This is a genomic window from Pseudomonas sp. AC229, assembly GCF_979254655.1.
This window is the reverse complement of the sequence record NZ_CEEDHK010000017.1, coordinates 99,348-114,032: the sequence shown is the minus strand read 5'-3', so window position 1 is coordinate 114,032 and position 14,685 is coordinate 99,348. Positions and strand designations below refer to the sequence as shown.

At 59.8% G+C, this 14,685-nt stretch carries 15 protein-coding genes; 9 read left to right on the top strand and 6 right to left on the bottom strand.

What is annotated here, in order from left to right:
- Window positions 1–119 precede the first annotated feature (119 nt).
- Window positions 120–1,022 carry a DMT family transporter gene (locus tag AC0IW7_RS21925; protein ID WP_471820818.1) on the top strand — a complete coding sequence of 301 codons (903 nt, stop codon included), beginning with the start codon at window positions 120–122 and terminating at the stop codon, window positions 1,020–1,022.
- A 9-nt stretch (window positions 1,023–1,031) separates the two neighbouring features.
- Here AC0IW7_RS21925 and AC0IW7_RS21920 read toward each other — a convergent pair whose 3' ends face one another.
- Together AC0IW7_RS21920 and cysK are read right to left on the bottom strand one after the other, a co-directional pair.
- Complete coding sequence (locus tag AC0IW7_RS21920; protein ID WP_471820816.1) at window positions 1,032–2,699, bottom strand: MFS transporter; 1,668 nt, start codon at window positions 2,697–2,699, stop codon at window positions 1,032–1,034.
- Between the two features lie 68 nt (window positions 2,700–2,767).
- Entirely contained in the window at window positions 2,768–3,742 is a 975-nt protein-coding gene (cysK, locus tag AC0IW7_RS21915) for a cysteine synthase A (RefSeq protein ID WP_471820815.1), read from the bottom strand.
- 156 nt (window positions 3,743–3,898) lie between these two features.
- Between cysK and AC0IW7_RS21910 the strand changes: the two genes are divergently transcribed.
- The 3 genes from AC0IW7_RS21910 to AC0IW7_RS21900 all read left to right on the top strand — a co-directional run bounded on the left by AC0IW7_RS21910 (window position 3,899) and on the right by AC0IW7_RS21900 (window position 7,376).
- Window positions 3,899–5,008, top strand: coding sequence for a DUF748 domain-containing protein (locus AC0IW7_RS21910; RefSeq protein WP_471820813.1), 1,110 nt, complete (start codon window positions 3,899–3,901; stop codon window positions 5,006–5,008).
- A gap of 179 nt (window positions 5,009–5,187) precedes the next feature.
- Window positions 5,188–6,033, top strand: a complete 846-nt coding sequence (locus AC0IW7_RS21905; RefSeq protein WP_122453320.1) for an AAA family ATPase — start codon at window positions 5,188–5,190, stop codon at window positions 6,031–6,033.
- Between the two features lie 164 nt (window positions 6,034–6,197).
- Entirely contained in the window at window positions 6,198–7,376 is a 1,179-nt protein-coding gene (locus tag AC0IW7_RS21900) for a vWA domain-containing protein (protein WP_471820812.1), read from the top strand.
- A gap of 107 nt (window positions 7,377–7,483) precedes the next feature.
- On the opposite strand, the gene AC0IW7_RS21895 is transcribed toward AC0IW7_RS21900, so the two are convergent.
- From AC0IW7_RS21895 to AC0IW7_RS21885, 3 genes are read right to left on the bottom strand one after another with little or no spacing between them, the layout of a single operon-like run.
- Entirely contained in the window at window positions 7,484–8,017 is a 534-nt protein-coding gene (locus AC0IW7_RS21895) for a DUF2937 family protein (protein ID WP_471820811.1), read from the bottom strand.
- 38 nt (window positions 8,018–8,055) lie between these two features.
- Window positions 8,056–8,829: a class II glutamine amidotransferase gene (locus AC0IW7_RS21890; protein WP_471820810.1), complete on the bottom strand. Its 774-nt coding sequence runs from the start codon at window positions 8,827–8,829 to the stop codon at window positions 8,056–8,058.
- 37 nt (window positions 8,830–8,866) lie between these two features.
- Window positions 8,867–9,379, bottom strand: a complete 513-nt coding sequence (locus AC0IW7_RS21885) for an MFS transporter (protein WP_471820808.1) — start codon at window positions 9,377–9,379, stop codon at window positions 8,867–8,869.
- 98 nt (window positions 9,380–9,477) lie between these two features.
- Here AC0IW7_RS21885 and AC0IW7_RS21880 point away from each other — a divergent pair, with 98 nt between their 5' ends.
- Window positions 9,478–11,529, top strand: a complete 2,052-nt coding sequence (locus tag AC0IW7_RS21880) for a S9 family peptidase (protein ID WP_471820806.1) — start codon at window positions 9,478–9,480, stop codon at window positions 11,527–11,529.
- A gap of 112 nt (window positions 11,530–11,641) precedes the next feature.
- Here the strand turns inward: AC0IW7_RS21880 and AC0IW7_RS21875 are convergent, their stop codons facing one another.
- Window positions 11,642–11,944, bottom strand: a complete 303-nt coding sequence (locus tag AC0IW7_RS21875) for a hypothetical protein (protein WP_471820804.1) — start codon at window positions 11,942–11,944, stop codon at window positions 11,642–11,644.
- 63 nt (window positions 11,945–12,007) lie between these two features.
- On the opposite strand from AC0IW7_RS21875, the gene AC0IW7_RS21870 reads away from it, so the two are divergent.
- From AC0IW7_RS21870 to AC0IW7_RS21855, 4 genes are all read left to right on the top strand, one after another.
- Entirely contained in the window at window positions 12,008–12,688 is a 681-nt protein-coding gene (locus AC0IW7_RS21870) for a spermidine synthase (protein WP_471820802.1), read from the top strand.
- A gap of 71 nt (window positions 12,689–12,759) precedes the next feature.
- Window positions 12,760–13,131, top strand: coding sequence for a YajD family HNH nuclease (locus AC0IW7_RS21865; RefSeq protein WP_108099891.1), 372 nt, complete (start codon window positions 12,760–12,762; stop codon window positions 13,129–13,131).
- A gap of 11 nt (window positions 13,132–13,142) precedes the next feature.
- Complete coding sequence (locus AC0IW7_RS21860) at window positions 13,143–13,628, top strand: RNA methyltransferase (protein WP_122497850.1); 486 nt, start codon at window positions 13,143–13,145, stop codon at window positions 13,626–13,628.
- A 466-nt stretch (window positions 13,629–14,094) separates the two neighbouring features.
- The gene (locus AC0IW7_RS21855; protein ID WP_471820800.1) at window positions 14,095–14,628 is read left to right on the top strand and encodes a hypothetical protein; all 534 of its coding nucleotides are present in this window, start codon (window positions 14,095–14,097) and stop codon (window positions 14,626–14,628) included.
- Window positions 14,629–14,685: the final 57 nt, after the last annotated feature.

The following is a 14,685-nucleotide window of genomic DNA, read 5'->3' as shown; positions in this document are numbered from 1 at the left end:
TGTAGGAAGTGTGCATGTCTTACTTCCCTGCGTAGGCATATTCAAGCGCAACAATCGGATTGCCATTCGCCGAACCAGCGGCAACACTCTCGCCTCTTTATCCGAGGCTGGAGACAGTTGTGAGACTTGCCGATTACGTTCGCCTGCTGAGTTTGGCTGCCATTTGGGGCGCCAGCTTTCTGTTCATGCGGGTAATTGTGCCAGTGCTCGGCCCCCTGCCCAGCGCGTTCTTTCGCGTCGCGCTCGCGGCGGTCGGTTTGATCGTGATTCTCTGGGTCATGCGTGTGCAGTGGAACTTCCACGGCAAAATACGCCACTTGCTGGTGTTGGGCGTTATCAACTCCGGCTTGCCGGCGACCATGTATTGCCTGGCCGCTATGGTTTTGCCCGCTGGCTACTCCTCTATTTTCAACGCCACCACACCGCTCATGGGTGTGCTCATCGGCATGCTGTTTTTCGCCGAGCCGCCAACGCCGACCAAGTCGCTGGGCGTGGTGCTGGGGTTGCTCGGCGTCGGTTTGCTCACCCGCACCGGCCCGGTGGCCTTTGATGCGCAGTTGCTGTGGGGGGCGCTCGCCTGCCTGGTGGCAACAACGTGCTATGGCTTCGCCGGTTTTCTAACGCGCAAATGGCTGGGCGGCGTGCCCCTGGATAACCGCGTCACCGCGTGCGGCAGCATGTTTGGCGCCACGCTGTTTCTATTGCCGCTGTTTGGCTATGCGGTGGTCGAGCAACCGCCGGCCAGTTGGGGCGGCGCCACCGTGTGGTTATCCCTCGCCGGGCTGGGGCTGGTGTGTACGGCGTTCGCCTACGTCCTGTATTTCCGCCTGATCACCGACATCGGCCCGATCAAAGCTTCTACCGTTACCTTCGCCGTGCCGCCGTTCGGCGTGTTGTGGGGCGTGTTGCTACTGGGCGAGCCGCTGTCGTGGGCCTATTTATACGGCGGCGTGCTGATCGGCTTGGCTCTCTGGCTAGTAGTGAAACCGACGCCAGTGGCGAAAGTCGCCAAAACGTCCTGAGCACACGCGTCACGGCACGCTGTCGTAGTTGCCCGACTCATAGCTCACGCCGTGCCGCACCCGTGGCGGCTCATCACCGCTGTGCAGCAGCACCACGTTGTCGATCAGGGTTTTATCGAAAAGCGTCAGGCGGTCGAGCATGCGCAAGTGTTGCAGCCAGTTATCGACCACCAGCACTTCCTGCCACACCTCCTGATCGCTGACGTCGCGGTACATCGCCCAACGCTCGGCGCCGTTACGCAAGCGCAGGCTGCGCAAGCCTTGCACGGCTTTGACAAACTCGCGGGTGCGCTCGGTGGGGATGCGGTATTCGATGCTCACCAGCACCGAGCCGCGCTCCGGGTTGAACACAAACGTCGGCTGGCCGGGCAAGGTAGCGGGCGCATGGGCGATGTTGCTGGCGTCCAGCTCGGGCAAGCGCGACTGGTACAGCAGCAGCGCCGAAGCCAGCATCAAGCAGCCGGCCGCCAGCAACGCGCCCTGCACCCCCATGGTCTGCGCCAGGTGCCCCCACAAGAACGAGCCCAACGCCAGGCCGCCATACAGCGCGGTCTGGTACAGCGCCAGGGCGCGGGCTTTGACCCAGTCCGGCACCAGAATTTGCACCGCCGAATTGTACGTGGCCACCGCCGCAATCCAGCAGGCGCCGCCCACCAACAGCGCCGGATACAGCACCCACAAGGTATCGACGCTGCCCAGCAGCAACACGATGACCGCCAGCAACAAGCCGGCAAAACTGATCAAACGGCTGCTGCCCACCAGTTGCCGAGCGCGATTGACCAGCGTACTGCCGACAATCGCACCGATGCCCAGCGCCCCCAACATGTAGCCGTACACCGACGCGTCACCCTCGGGGTTGCGGTGCGCCAGAATCGGCAGCAGCGCCCAGATTGAGCTGGCCGACATACCAAAGCTGAATGAGCGCAGCATCACCAAACGCGTCACGCTTGAATGCTGGGTGAAGCGCAGCGCCGCGATCACGCCCTCACCGATGTGCTCAGGCGGAAACTGCCGTGCCGGCACATGACGCCGCCATTGCCAAATGGCCGCGATCAAGCCCAGGTAGCACAAGCAGTTGAAGAGAAAAACCCAGGCCGAGCCCGTGACGCTCAGCAAAAGCCCCCCGAGCGCCGGGCCCACGGCACGCGCCACGTTGTAGTTCACGCTGTTGAGCAGCACCGCGTTGCCCACCATGGTCGGTGGCACCTGCTCGTTCACCGCCGCTTGCCAGGCCGGAATGGTGATGGCGCCGCCGAGGCTGATCCACAAAATCGAGACAATCAGCAGCAGCGGATCGAGCAGCCCGGCGAAAGCGATGACGGTTAAAAACGTGGCGCCGCTCAGCTCGAAGGTCAGGCCGATAAGCATGATTTTGCGCCGGTCGTGGTTATCCGCCAGCACCCCCGACACAATCGACAGCACCACCAGCGGCAACGCCGACGCCACTTGGATCATCGCCACCATCGGCGCGCTGGCGTGGGCTTCGGTGACCACCCAGGCGGCCGCTACTGACTGCGCCCAGGTGCCGAGGTTGGCGAACAGGTTGGCGATCCAGATGATGCGAAAAGCGCGCACCGCAAACGGCGAGAAAATGCCCGCCGAGGTGGGCTTGGGAGGTTCCGGGGTGGCGCTGGTTTCGGGGGTGATGTCGTTTTTCGGGGAGACAGACTGCAACATGGCAACACACCTTGTAAGCGGTGGGTTGGGTTGGGCCGAGCCTGGCGCTCAGCCCAACCAACGCCGGTTTATTGGACGAGTTCCTGCTCGTCGAACATGTCGCTGAACAACATGCTGGTGAGGTAACGCTCGCCGGAGTCGGGAAGAATCACGACGATGGTTTTGCTCTGCATTTCCGGGCGCTCAGCCAGGCGAACCGCTGCTGCCATGGCCGCCCCGCAAGAAATGCCGCACAAAATGCCTTCTTCGCGCATCAGCCGCAGCGCCATGGCTTTGGCTTCGTCATCGCCGACGGTTTCCACGCGGTCGACCATGCTCAGGTCGAGGTTTTTCGGCACAAAGCCGGCGCCAATCCCTTGAATTTTGTGTGGTGCCGGGCGCAACTCGTGGCCGCCGAGTTCCTGGGTAATCACTGGCGAACTGCTGGGTTCCACCGCCACCGAGAGAATCGGTTTGCCGCAGGTGTTTTTGATATAGCGCGACACACCGGTGATGGTGCCGCCAGTGCCGACGCCCGACACCAGCACGTCGATAGCGCCTTCGGTGTCGTTCCAGATTTCCGGGCCGGTGGTTTTCTCGTGAATCGCCGGGTTGGCCGGGTTCTCGAACTGCTGGGGCATAAAGTATTTGCTGGTATCGGAGGCAGCGATTTCCGACGCTTTTTCAATCGCGCCTTTCATCCCTTTCGCCGCTTCTGTCAGCACCAGCTCGGCGCCGAGCGCCTTCAACACCTTGCGCCGCTCCAGGCTCATGGACGCCGGCATGGTCAGCATCAACTTGTAACCCCGTGACGCGGCGACAAACGCCAGGCCGATGCCGGTGTTGCCCGAGGTCGGTTCCACAATAGTCATGCCGGGCTTGAGCACGCCGCGCTCTTCGGCGTCCCAGACCATGTTGGCGCCGATGCGGCATTTCACCGAATACGCGGGGTTGCGCCCCTCAATCTTGGCCAGAATGGTGACGCCCTTGGGGCCCAGGCGGTTGATGAATACCAGCGGCGTATTGCCGATGGACTGGGCGTTGTCTGCGTAGATACGGCTCATATCCTCTAATCCTTGATCGATGCGAAAGAAAAACAGCCTATGCCCGCCAACGGGCGGGCGTCCAGCCGGAAAAAATCCGAACCCGAGCGGCCTGGGGACAGTCTAGCTAGTACTTCAAACGAGATTGCCGGGCGAGCCATGCACGCCGTTTGAGCGATGCCAAACCGCCAGCAAATCGGAGTCAACCCCATGAAAAGACGCTACAGCTGGCCACTCTGGACCCTGATTGGACTGATTGTCCTGGTGCTGGTTCTGCACTTCACCCTGCCTTACGTGGTGCGCGACTACCTCAACGGCAAGCTCGCCGACATGGGCGAATACCAGGGGCACATCACCGACGTAGACCTGGCGTGGTGGCGCGGCGCCTATCAAATCAATGGCCTGAACATTCATAAGGAAGACGGCAACGTGCCGGTTCCGCTGCTCGAAGCGCCGCAAATCGACATCGCCGTCAGTTGGCACTCCCTCTGGTATGACCACGCGGTGGTGGCTGAGGTCATGTTTATTGCGCCGACCCTGAACTTCGTCGATGGCGGCAAAAACGAAGAAGCGACGCAGACCGGTAAAGGTGTGAACTGGCGCGAGCAGCTAGAGAAATTGCTGCCCATCACCCTCAACGAGGTGCGTGTAATCGACGGCAAGCTGGGCTTCCACAACTTCACCTCGACCCCGCCGGTAGATATGCAGGCCACCGAGGTCAACGCCAGCCTCTACAACCTCACCAACGTGGCTGACAAAAACGGCGAGCGCGTCGCGCACTTCGAAGGCAAGGCGCTGTTGCTGGGGCATGCGCCGCTGGAATGCACCATCGTGTTCGACCCCTACGAGAACTTCGAAGACTTCCAATTCCGCCTGCGCGCCCGCGACATTGAACTGCGCAAACTCAACGACTTCTCCAGCGCTTACGGCAAATTCGACTTTAACGCCGGCCACGGCGATCTGGTGATCGAAGCCAACGCCAAGAAAGCCCAGCTCAGTGGCTATATCAAACCGCTGCTGCGCGATGTCGATGTTTTCAACTGGCAGCAAGACGTTGAGGAGAAAGACAAAGGCTTCTTCCGCTCGATCTGGGAGGCCTTGGTGGGCGGCGGCGAAACCGTGCTGAAGAATCAGCAGAAAGACCAATTCGCCACCCGCGTGGAGCTCAGCGGCAACGTGCACCAGCAGGACATCAGCGCCTTTCAGGCGTTTTTGGCGATTCTGCGCAATGGCTTCGTACAGGCGTTCAACGCCCGGTATGAGCGAGGCAAGCCGACAGAGGACTAAGCGCAGCCCTGACTAATGGGCGGTTACTAACACCTTCGTCGGTGTGACTGCCCATTCAGTGACTGAATACTGCGTCCGCGTTCACAGCCGTGGGACGGCCGCGCTATAGTCGACCTCTACATCTACTGAAACCGCCAGGTTCCATAGGAACTTGCTGCTATCCGTTTGAGGATTTTCCGATGAAGTTCGAAGGCACCCAGGCTTACGTCGCAACCGACGACCTTAAATTGGCAGTCAACGCTGCCATCACCCTGGAGCGCCCGCTGCTGGTCAAGGGTGAGCCGGGCACCGGTAAAACCATGTTGGCCGAGCAACTGGCCGCCTCGTTCGGCGCCAAGCTGATCACCTGGCACGTGAAGTCCACCACCAAGGCCCACCAAGGCTTGTACGAGTACGACGCGGTAAGCCGTCTGCGCGACTCGCAGCTGGACAGCGACAAAGTTCACGACGTGCGCAACTACATCAAGAAGGGCAAGCTCTGGGAAGCGTTCGAAAGCGATGAACGCGTGATTCTGCTGATCGACGAAATCGACAAAGCCGACATCGAATTCCCCAACGACCTGCTGCAAGAACTCGACAAGATGGAGTTCTACGTTTACGAGACCAACGAGACGATCAAGGCCAAGAAGCGCCCGATCATCATCATTACCTCGAACAACGAAAAAGAGCTGCCCGACGCCTTCCTGCGCCGCTGCTTCTTCCACTACATCGCCTTCCCCGATCGCGCCACGCTGCAGCAGATCGTTGACGTGCACTACCCCAACATCAAGAAAGACCTGGTGGCCGAAGCGCTGGACGTGTTCTTCGACGTGCGCAAAGTGCCGGGCCTGAAGAAGAAGCCTTCGACCTCCGAACTGGTCGACTGGCTGAAGCTGCTGATGGCCGACAACATCGGCGAAGCGGTATTGCGCGAACGCGATCCGACCAAGGCGATTCCGCCGTTGGCCGGGGCGTTAGTGAAGAACGAGCAAGATGTGCAGTTGCTAGAGCGCCTGGCCTTCATGAGCCGCCGCGCTGGCCGGTAACAAAGTCAATTGCTGTGCTCCCCTCTGCCCGCTTGCGGGAGAGGGGCTGGGGGAGAGGGTCTTAGCAGGTGACACCCTGTCGCCTGCCCCCTCTCCCTAACCCTCTCCCCAAGGGGCGAGGGGACAGATTGGTGCAGGAACGCAACTCCAACGGAGACGCAGCCATGCTGCTCAACCTATTCAACGAAATGCGCGCCGCCAAGGTTCCGGTCTCGGTGCGTGAGCTGCTGGATTTGATCAATGCGTTGAAGCACAACGTGACGTTCGCTGACATGGAAGAGTTCTATTTCCTGTCGCGCACGATTCTGGTCAAAGACGAGCGCCATTTCGACAAGTTCGATCGTGCCTTCGGCGCCTATTTCAAGGGCCTGGAAAACCTTAACCAGCACATCGAGGCGTTGATCCCCGATGAGTGGCTGCGCAAGGAATTCGAGCGTTCGCTGACCGATGAAGAGCGGGCCAAGATCGAGTCGCTCGGCGGCCTGGACAAGCTGATCGAGGAGTTCAAAAAACGCCTCGAAGAACAGAAAGAACGCCACGAAGGTGGCAATAAGTGGATCGGCACCGGCGGCACCAGCCCGTTCGGTTCAGGTGGTTTCAACCCTGAAGGCATTCGCGTTGGCGATGCCGGCAAACGTCAGGGCAAGGCGGTAAAAGTCTGGGACCAGCGCGAGTACAAAAACCTCGACGACCAGGTGGAGCTCGGCACCCGCAACATCAAGGTGGCCCTGCGTCGCCTGCGCAAGTTTGCCCGCCAGGGCGCGCAGGATGAGCTGGATCTGGACGGCACCATCGACTTCACCGCCCGCGATGGCGGCTTGCTGAATATTCAGATGCGCCCGGAACGGCGTAATGCGGTGAAGCTGCTGATTTTGTTCGACATCGGCGGCTCGATGGACGCCCACGTGAAGGTCTGTGAAGAGTTGTTCTCGGCGTGCAAAACCGAGTTCAAGCACTTGGAGTATTTCTACTTTCACAACTTCGTGTACGAATCGGTGTGGAAGAACAACCTGCGCCGCACCTCGGAGCGTTTTTCCACTCAAGACCTGCTGCACAAATACGGCGCCGATTACAAAGTGGTATTTGTCGGCGACGCGGCCATGGCGCCCTACGAAATTACCCAGGCCGGCGGCAGCGTCGAGCACTGGAACGAAGAGCCGGGCTACGTGTGGATGCAGCGCTTTCGCGAGAAATACAAAAAGCTCATCTGGATCAACCCGTACCCGAAAGACACCTGGAACTACACGGCTTCCACCAACATCGTTCGCGAGCTGCTGGAAGACCATATGTATCCCTTGAGCCTTCGCGGGCTGGAAGACGGGATGAAGTTCTTGTCGAAATAAAAAAACGGGCCTCGAAAGGGCCCGTTTTCTTTTGCGGGAGCGGCTTTAGCCGCGATGCTGTTGATCTAGAAAGCATCGCGGCTAAAGCCGCTCCTACAGAAATTGCTTTATCGCCAGGGGCGCTGTTCGTGCTGGGTAACCTTGTGGGTGCGGTTCACGCCCAACGTCCACCCTGCGCCGAGCACCAATAGCTCGATCAAGAACGCCAGCAGGAACGCGCAGAAGATTCCCCAGCCAATCGCTTCCGGCGCCAGTAGCACCTGATAGCGATAACCCTCGTAGGTTTCCTTGAACAATTCAGGGTTGGGATTGAACGCCACATGCCACACCCGCACGTACCACGGCCCGGTCATGGCTTGCCATTCGCGGTCCAGCAAGCGCGAGCGCACCAGCAGGTTGGTCAGGCTATTGGCGTCGCTGGCGAACACCGGGTCGTTGCTGGCGCGGTAGTGGGCGACCAGGGCGTCGAGGTCGCCGTTGAAGAATTGATTGGCGGTCTGGCGAAAGCCGCTGAGGCTCTGCTCCGACTCTTTCCAGTGCGCTTCGATGCGCTGGCTGTAGTCGTTGATAAAGCCCGGAATCTGCACGCCGACCAGCAAGCCGACGGCAAACAGCACCAAACGTAGATAACTTCTGAACATGCCCGCTCCTTAATGCTCCCTGAAGGTCCCCGCCCGGCTTAGCTGCGCCCGCTGGCGATGCATTCGCCGCGGCGCCACAGGCTCCATTCGCCCGGTTGGTACAAGGTCCAGCTTTCGTTTTCGGTGAGTGGTTCAGTGGCCAGCACGGTGACCACATCGTTCGGCGTAGTCTCGGCCTGGAAGTCGACGATCACATCCACATCCTTCAACCGCGCCGGGCCGAATGGCGAGCGGCGGGTGATTTGCGCCAGCTTGGTCGAGCAATAAGCGAACAACCAGTCACCGTCGCTCAACAGACAGTTGAACACGCCCTTGGTGCGGTAAGCCGTACAGGCGCGCACCAGGGTCGGCAAGAGCATTTCCACGGATACCGGCTGCGGGAATGAGCTGCGAATCTGGTTCAGCAAGTCGCAAAAGGCGGCTTCGCTGTCCGTGTCGCCGACCGGCCAATAAAAACTCGGCGCCGGGGCGAAGTCGGCCAGTTGCCCATTATGGGCGAAACACCAGTTGCGGCCCCACAGTTCCCGCACGAACGGGTGTGTATTGGCCAGACAAACCCTGCCGACGTTGGCCTGGCGGATATGGCCTATCACGGTTTCACTTTTGATTGGGTAGCGCTGCACCAGCTTGGCGACTTCCGAATCGACGCTGGCTTGTGGGTCCTGAAACAGGCGCAAGCCGCGTCCTTCATAGAAGGCGATGCCCCAGCCGTCGCGGTGCGGGCCGGTGCCGCCACCGCGCTGCATCAGGCCGGTAAAACTGAACACGATGTCGGTCGGTACGTTGGCACTCATGCCCAACAATTCACACATGGCTCAACTCTTCCGGACAGCTGGATTGGGCAGGGACTTACAGACGCGGTTCGATGCGCTCACGACGGCCGCCACTGCCACTGGCGGGCTGGGTGCGGCTGTCGGCGGCGGGACGGATATAAGGCTGGCCTTGTGGCTCGCGCTCCATCAGCTCACGAAGGGTCGGCTCATCTTCTTCAACCGGAGCGGGCGCGGCCTTGGCGGCTTTGCGCTTGTTCCACGCCCGCTCGATGGGCCAACGAATCAGCACGAACAGCACATAAATGACCACGGCGATCATGCCGTACATGGCCAAATCGGAAACGGCGGTCCACATGTTGCTGCCCACTTTGAACAGCAAATCGAGCGCGGTCACCGCCACGGCCGGGGCATACAATTCTTTGCCAGGGTCGACAACGGTGGGCGTGAATAGCAGCACCGCGATGACCAACCGCAGCGGCTCGCGCAGGTAGCGCCACATCCAGCCGGTCATCAGGAAGCTCACCAGCAGACAACCCAGAGCAGCAATGGCATACAGGCCCCAGGCGAGGACGTAATCGTGTTCGTTCATGCGGTTCGTGGCGATGCTGGCGAAGGGGCGCTTATGATAGCGGCTTTTCTCCTGCCCGGCGCGTCTGACGTCGGCCGCCTTTGCTCTGGAGTTTTGGTATGCCGCAAGCCCCTATCGCCCGCGTCGAAAACGGCAACGATCCGTACCACTGGCTGGAAAACCGCGACAGCTCAGAAGTGCTCGACTACCTCAACGCCGAGAACGCGTACCTCGATGCACAACTGGCCGAGCAAGCCGAGTTGCGCGAGCAGCTGTTCGCCGAAATCAAAGGGCGTATCCGTGAGACCGATCTGTCCCTGCCCTCGCCCTGGGGCCCGCACCTCTATTACACCCGCACCACGGCCGGCGACGAATACCCGCGCCACTACCGCTGCGCCCGCCCGGCCGATGGCAGCAACACCGTGGACGAAGCCAGCGAGCAACTGTTGCTCGACCCAAACGAACTGGCCAACGGCGGTTTCCTGTCCCTGGGCGCCTTCAGCGTCAGCCCCGACTACGCGCGCCTCGCCTACAGCCTGGACACCAGCGGCGACGAGATTTACCAGCTGTTCGTAAAAGAATTGGCCAGTGGCGCCATCACCGCCCTGCCCTTCGACGACTGCGACGGCAGCATGACCTGGGCCAACGACAGCCAGACGCTGTTCTTCGGCGAACTGGACGACACCCACCGCCCTCACCGCCTGAACCGCTACACCTTGGGCACCGAAGGCGCCGAGCGCGTGTTCGAAGAACCCGACGGCCGTTTTTTCGTCAACTGCTACCGCAGCAGCTCCGAGCGCCAGTTATTCGTGCTGCTCAACAGCAAAACCACCTGCGAAACCTGGGCGCTGGACGCCGACACGCCGCACGGCACGTTTACCTGCCTGGCACCGCGTGAAGAAGGCCATGAATACTTCGCCGACCATGGCCGCCTGGTGCACGGTGCCGACGCCGGCAAATGGGGCTGGGTCATTCGCAGCAACCAGACCGGCATCAACTTCGCCCTGTACCACGCCGCCACCGCCGGCGTGCCAGCGCGTGTGGACTGGCAAGAACTGATCGCCCACAACCCGGCCGTGATGCTCGAAGACATCACTCTCAACGCCGGCGCCCTGGTGCTCAGCCTGCGCGAAGGGGGTTTGCCGATTCTGGAAGTGCACGGCCTGGGGCAAACACCGGCGCGCGTGCGATTACCCGACGCGGCGTACAGCCTGCACGTGCAAGACAGCCTGGAATTCGACAGCGACGTTATCCGCCTGCGTTATGAAGCGCTCAACCGTCCGGCCCAAGTGCGCCAACTGCATTTGGTGAGTGGCGAGCAAATCGTGCTGAAAGAAACACCGGTTGAAGGCGTGTTCGATGCCGATGTGTACGTGAGCCAGCGCCTGTGGGCCACGGCCAGCGACGGCACGAAAATCCCCATCAGCCTGGTGGCACGCCGCGACGTACTGGGCAAACCGGCGCCGTTCTATCTGTATGGCTACGGCGCCTATGGCTCCAGCCTGGATCCCTGGTTTTCCCACGCCCGGTTGAGCTTGCTGGACCGTGGTTTCGTCTTCGCCATCGCCCACATTCGTGGCGGCGGCGAACTGGGCGAAGCCTGGTATCGCGCCGGCAAGCTCGAGCACAAGGCCAATACCTTCAGCGACTTCATTGCCTGCGCCGAGCATGTGCTCGCCGAGGGCTACACCACCCGCAGCCAACTGGCTATCAGCGGCGGCAGCGCCGGCGGTTTGCTGATTGGCGCGGTGCTCAACCAACGTCCCGACCTGTTCGCCGCCGCCATCGCCGAAGTGCCATTCGTGGATGTGCTGAACACCATGCAGAACCCCGACCTGCCGCTGACCATCACCGAATACGACGAATGGGGCGACCCGAACGAACCCGAAGTATTCGAGCGCATCAAGGGCTACGCGCCGTACGAGAACGTCAGCGCTCAGGCCTACCCTGCGCTGCTCGCCGTGGCCGGCTACAACGACAGCCGCGTGCAGTACTGGGAAGCCGCTAAATGGGTGGCCAAGCTGCGTGCGCACAAGACCGACGACAACCTGCTGCTGCTGAAAACCGACCTCGGCGCCGGTCACGGCGGCATGAGCGGACGCTATCAGGGCATCAAGGACGTGGCGTTGGAATATGCGTTTTTGCTGAAGGTGTTGGGGCTGGCGGGGTGACTCGCTCCTGAACGCGCTCTGTAGGAGCGACCTTGGTCGCGAACCCTGCAACCCTCGACAACCGGCGTTTGCAGGGTTCGCTAGCAAGAGCTCCTACGGTGCCACAGAGCTGTTATTCCTCAACCCTTGGCTTCACCGGCTCCGCCGGCTTCACCTTTGGCGTACTCGGCGCCTGCTGCATTTGCGGCAGCCCGTTGTCACGTGGGTTCACTGTGTTGGCAGGCGGCGGCACGCGAGGGTTATAGGCATCTGGCGTGTTTGGCCGGGCGGCGGGCGCCGGCATCGGCACGTTGCGCGGCTGGATGGTCTGATAAGGATTAGGCGTGGCGGTGCCAGGTGAACCCGGCGTGGCAGCCATCGTTGCGGCGGCGGCCATAACGCCCGCCCCCAGCACCATCAATCTAAACAGTTGCATAACGCACCTCCGTAACCGTGACGTGGACGTTAGACTACGCGCCCCGCATAAGGCTCACCCTCAATGAAACGCTTCGTTCTGCTCGACACCGCCCCCATTCCCGAAAACGGCGGCGCGCTGTGCCTGTTCGAGTACGGCGAAGATTTCGTGATCAAAATTCAGGGTGGCGACGGCGGCCAGTTGATGAACACGCGCATGCACGGTTCCGAAGATGCGCTCGCCGAAATCCCATGCAAGCAAGTCGCCCATCGCCCCGCGCCGCGCGTGCTGATCGGCGGGCTGGGCATGGGCTTCACCCTCGCCGCCGCGCTGAAAAACCTGGGCGCCACAGCGCAGGTGGTGGTGGCCGAACTGGTGCCCGGCGTGATCGAGTGGAACCGCGGCCCGCTCGGTTTGAAAGCCGGCATGCCGATTGACGACCCGCGCGCAGAAATCCGCCTGGCCGACGTCGCCCATGTACTGCAAGGCGAACCGGCAGGCTTCGACGCCATCATGCTCGACGTCGACAACGGCCCCGAAGGCCTGACGCAAAAAGGCAACAGCTGGCTTTACTCCGCCGCCGGCTTGGGCAGCTGCCACCGCGCGCTGCGGCCCAAAGGCATTCTGGCGGTGTGGTCGGCCAGCGCCGACCGCAAGTTTTCCGAGCGCGTGGCCAAGGCCGGTTTCTCGGTGAAAGAAGTGCAGGTGTATGCCCACGGCAACAAAGGCACACGCCACACCATCTGGATCGCGGAAAAACGCTGAAGCCCTTGAGAAGCCCGCGCGCCGGGGTCACCATTACCGCACTCTCAACCCTGGACTGAACAGGACATCCCATGAGCACTGAAAAATCGGCGGCCACGCTTAAAACCGACCGGCTGATCGCCGAAGCCCAGCGCAGCCGTGAAGAAGGTTATCGGGCCAAAGCCCTGAAGATGTACCCACACATTTGCGGCCGCTGCCAACGCGAGTTCGAAGGCAAACGCCTGAGCGAACTGACCGTGCACCACCGCGACCACAACCACGACAACAACCCGCAAGACGGTTCCAACTGGGAGCTGCTGTGCCTGTTCTGTCACGACAACGAACACTCGCGCTATACCGACCAGCAGTACTTCAGCGAAGGGTCAACGGCCAGTCCAACCGGGCCGAAAGTCACCCACAAAGCCTTTGCCGACCTGGCTGCGCTGTTGAAAAGCAAAGAATAAGAGAGCGTTTTGTGGCTAATCGTCGCTACAGCTGTATCGGGTTGTTCAACCCAAAATCCCCGGACAACGTCGGCGCCGTCATGCGCGCCGCTGGCTGCTACGGCGTGAACTCGGTGTTCTACACCGGCAAGCGCTACGCCCGTGCGCAGGAATTTGCTACCGACACCAAGATGGTCCACCAGGACATCCCGTTGATCGGCATTGAAGACCTGCAAAGCATCATTCCGCTGGGCTGCACCCCGGTGGCAGTGGAGCTGGTGGAAGGCGCCAAACCGCTGACCGAATACACCCACCCCGATCGCGCCATTTACATCTTCGGCCCCGAAGATGGCTCGCTGAGCAAAGAGGTCTTGGCTTGGTGCGAAGAGGTGATTTACATCCCCACCAATGGCTGCATGAATTTGGCGGCGACGGTGAATGTGGTGCTGTATGACCGCATGGCGAAAGGGCTGAATACCAAGTCCGGACCTCTCTTCGGAAAGTCGTTTCAGTCTTGAAAATGCTGTTGGCACGGTAAAGCCACTGTCACGCCGAAATATCCTAATAAATATAGAAAACGGGCCACAGCGCAACGCTTGCGGTCCTACTTTCTCAAACCCCGGACAACTGTAACTTGCCCCTCTGTCAATAAAGGCCAGAGGGAGTTACTAAATGTTCTACAGTATCAAAGACATAAATTTCGGCCGAGACAGCAAAAAACACTTGAACAGATCGAGGGAATTTATAGGAATGGCAGTTTCCTGAGCATATCCATGTCGGGCGGCGTGATAATCCAACTATTTGTCAAAAATAACCCACTATCTTCCGCTTATTCGATATCGCAATTCGATTTCGAAACATATTCGCAGTCGGTGGCCAGCGTATCGAAAATAGTCAAAGATAGGGTTAGGCTTGCAACGGCCCATCTCATATTATTGGGTGATATAACTCGTCAAGAGAGAGATTTCTGGAAGTGCGTACAAGATGCGCATTAAAACCATGCTCTTAGCATTATTCCTGGCCGCCCTAGCGATGAGTGCGAGAGCTTCCAATCAGGACGATGAGTTCGAATTAAAAGACAAACACATGTTCCCCCTTCGCAAGGCCTTCGCGGACTACAATTCGAAATCCGTAGAGTGCGAAAACATTGAAAAGGAAAAACCACAATTACAGGCTTCAGATATAAATTTTCTGAATCGACGACAGGCGCAAATAATGATACTCCGCGAAAAACGGAATAGGTTATCAGAATGCGTTTATCTAGAAGAAAACACTGTTATACGTAAACACGTCGAAGTTCTAAATTTATTTCGCTCCGAAAACATCTTCCCAGAGGACGTGAAATCTCTCGTCGAAGCACTGGACCTTTATGTCGGCCTTCAAGGAAGCTTTGACCGAAAGACCAGAGAGGAATATGAATTCATACCAAAAAGCCTGCGCAAGCAGTTTGAACGTGTAGTAAAAGATAAGGGTCTTGAAGTTAACATATTCGAAATCGCCGACTCTCTTTCAGAATAATCGATCTCGCAGAACCATTGGCCCGGCCAGATAAAGTCGTTTATATACCAGCGTTGG

What these genes read in the sequence shown, in the direction of transcription:
- AC0IW7_RS21920 (WP_471820816.1), bottom strand. Translation starts at nt 2,699, where the DNA reads ATGTTGCAGTCTGTCTCCCCGAAAAACGACATCACCCCCGAAACCAGC.
- cysK (WP_471820815.1), bottom strand. Translation starts at nt 3,742, where the DNA reads ATGAGCCGTATCTACGCAGACAACGCCCAGTCCATCGGCAATACGCCG.
- AC0IW7_RS21910 (WP_471820813.1), top strand. Translation starts at nt 3,899, where the DNA reads ATGCCAAACCGCCAGCAAATCGGAGTCAACCCCATGAAAAGACGCTAC.
- AC0IW7_RS21905 (WP_122453320.1), top strand. Translation starts at nt 5,188, where the DNA reads ATGAAGTTCGAAGGCACCCAGGCTTACGTCGCAACCGACGACCTTAAA.
- AC0IW7_RS21900 (WP_471820812.1), top strand. Translation starts at nt 6,198, where the DNA reads ATGCTGCTCAACCTATTCAACGAAATGCGCGCCGCCAAGGTTCCGGTC.
- AC0IW7_RS21895 (WP_471820811.1), bottom strand. Translation starts at nt 8,017, where the DNA reads ATGTTCAGAAGTTATCTACGTTTGGTGCTGTTTGCCGTCGGCTTGCTG.
- AC0IW7_RS21890 (WP_471820810.1), bottom strand. Translation starts at nt 8,829, where the DNA reads ATGTGTGAATTGTTGGGCATGAGTGCCAACGTACCGACCGACATCGTG.
- AC0IW7_RS21885 (WP_471820808.1), bottom strand. Translation starts at nt 9,379, where the DNA reads ATGAACGAACACGATTACGTCCTCGCCTGGGGCCTGTATGCCATTGCT.
- AC0IW7_RS21880 (WP_471820806.1), top strand. Translation starts at nt 9,478, where the DNA reads ATGCCGCAAGCCCCTATCGCCCGCGTCGAAAACGGCAACGATCCGTAC.
- AC0IW7_RS21875 (WP_471820804.1), bottom strand. Translation starts at nt 11,944, where the DNA reads ATGCAACTGTTTAGATTGATGGTGCTGGGGGCGGGCGTTATGGCCGCC.
- AC0IW7_RS21870 (WP_471820802.1), top strand. Translation starts at nt 12,008, where the DNA reads ATGAAACGCTTCGTTCTGCTCGACACCGCCCCCATTCCCGAAAACGGC.
- AC0IW7_RS21865 (WP_108099891.1), top strand. Translation starts at nt 12,760, where the DNA reads ATGAGCACTGAAAAATCGGCGGCCACGCTTAAAACCGACCGGCTGATC.
- AC0IW7_RS21855 (WP_471820800.1), top strand. Translation starts at nt 14,095, where the DNA reads ATGCGCATTAAAACCATGCTCTTAGCATTATTCCTGGCCGCCCTAGCG.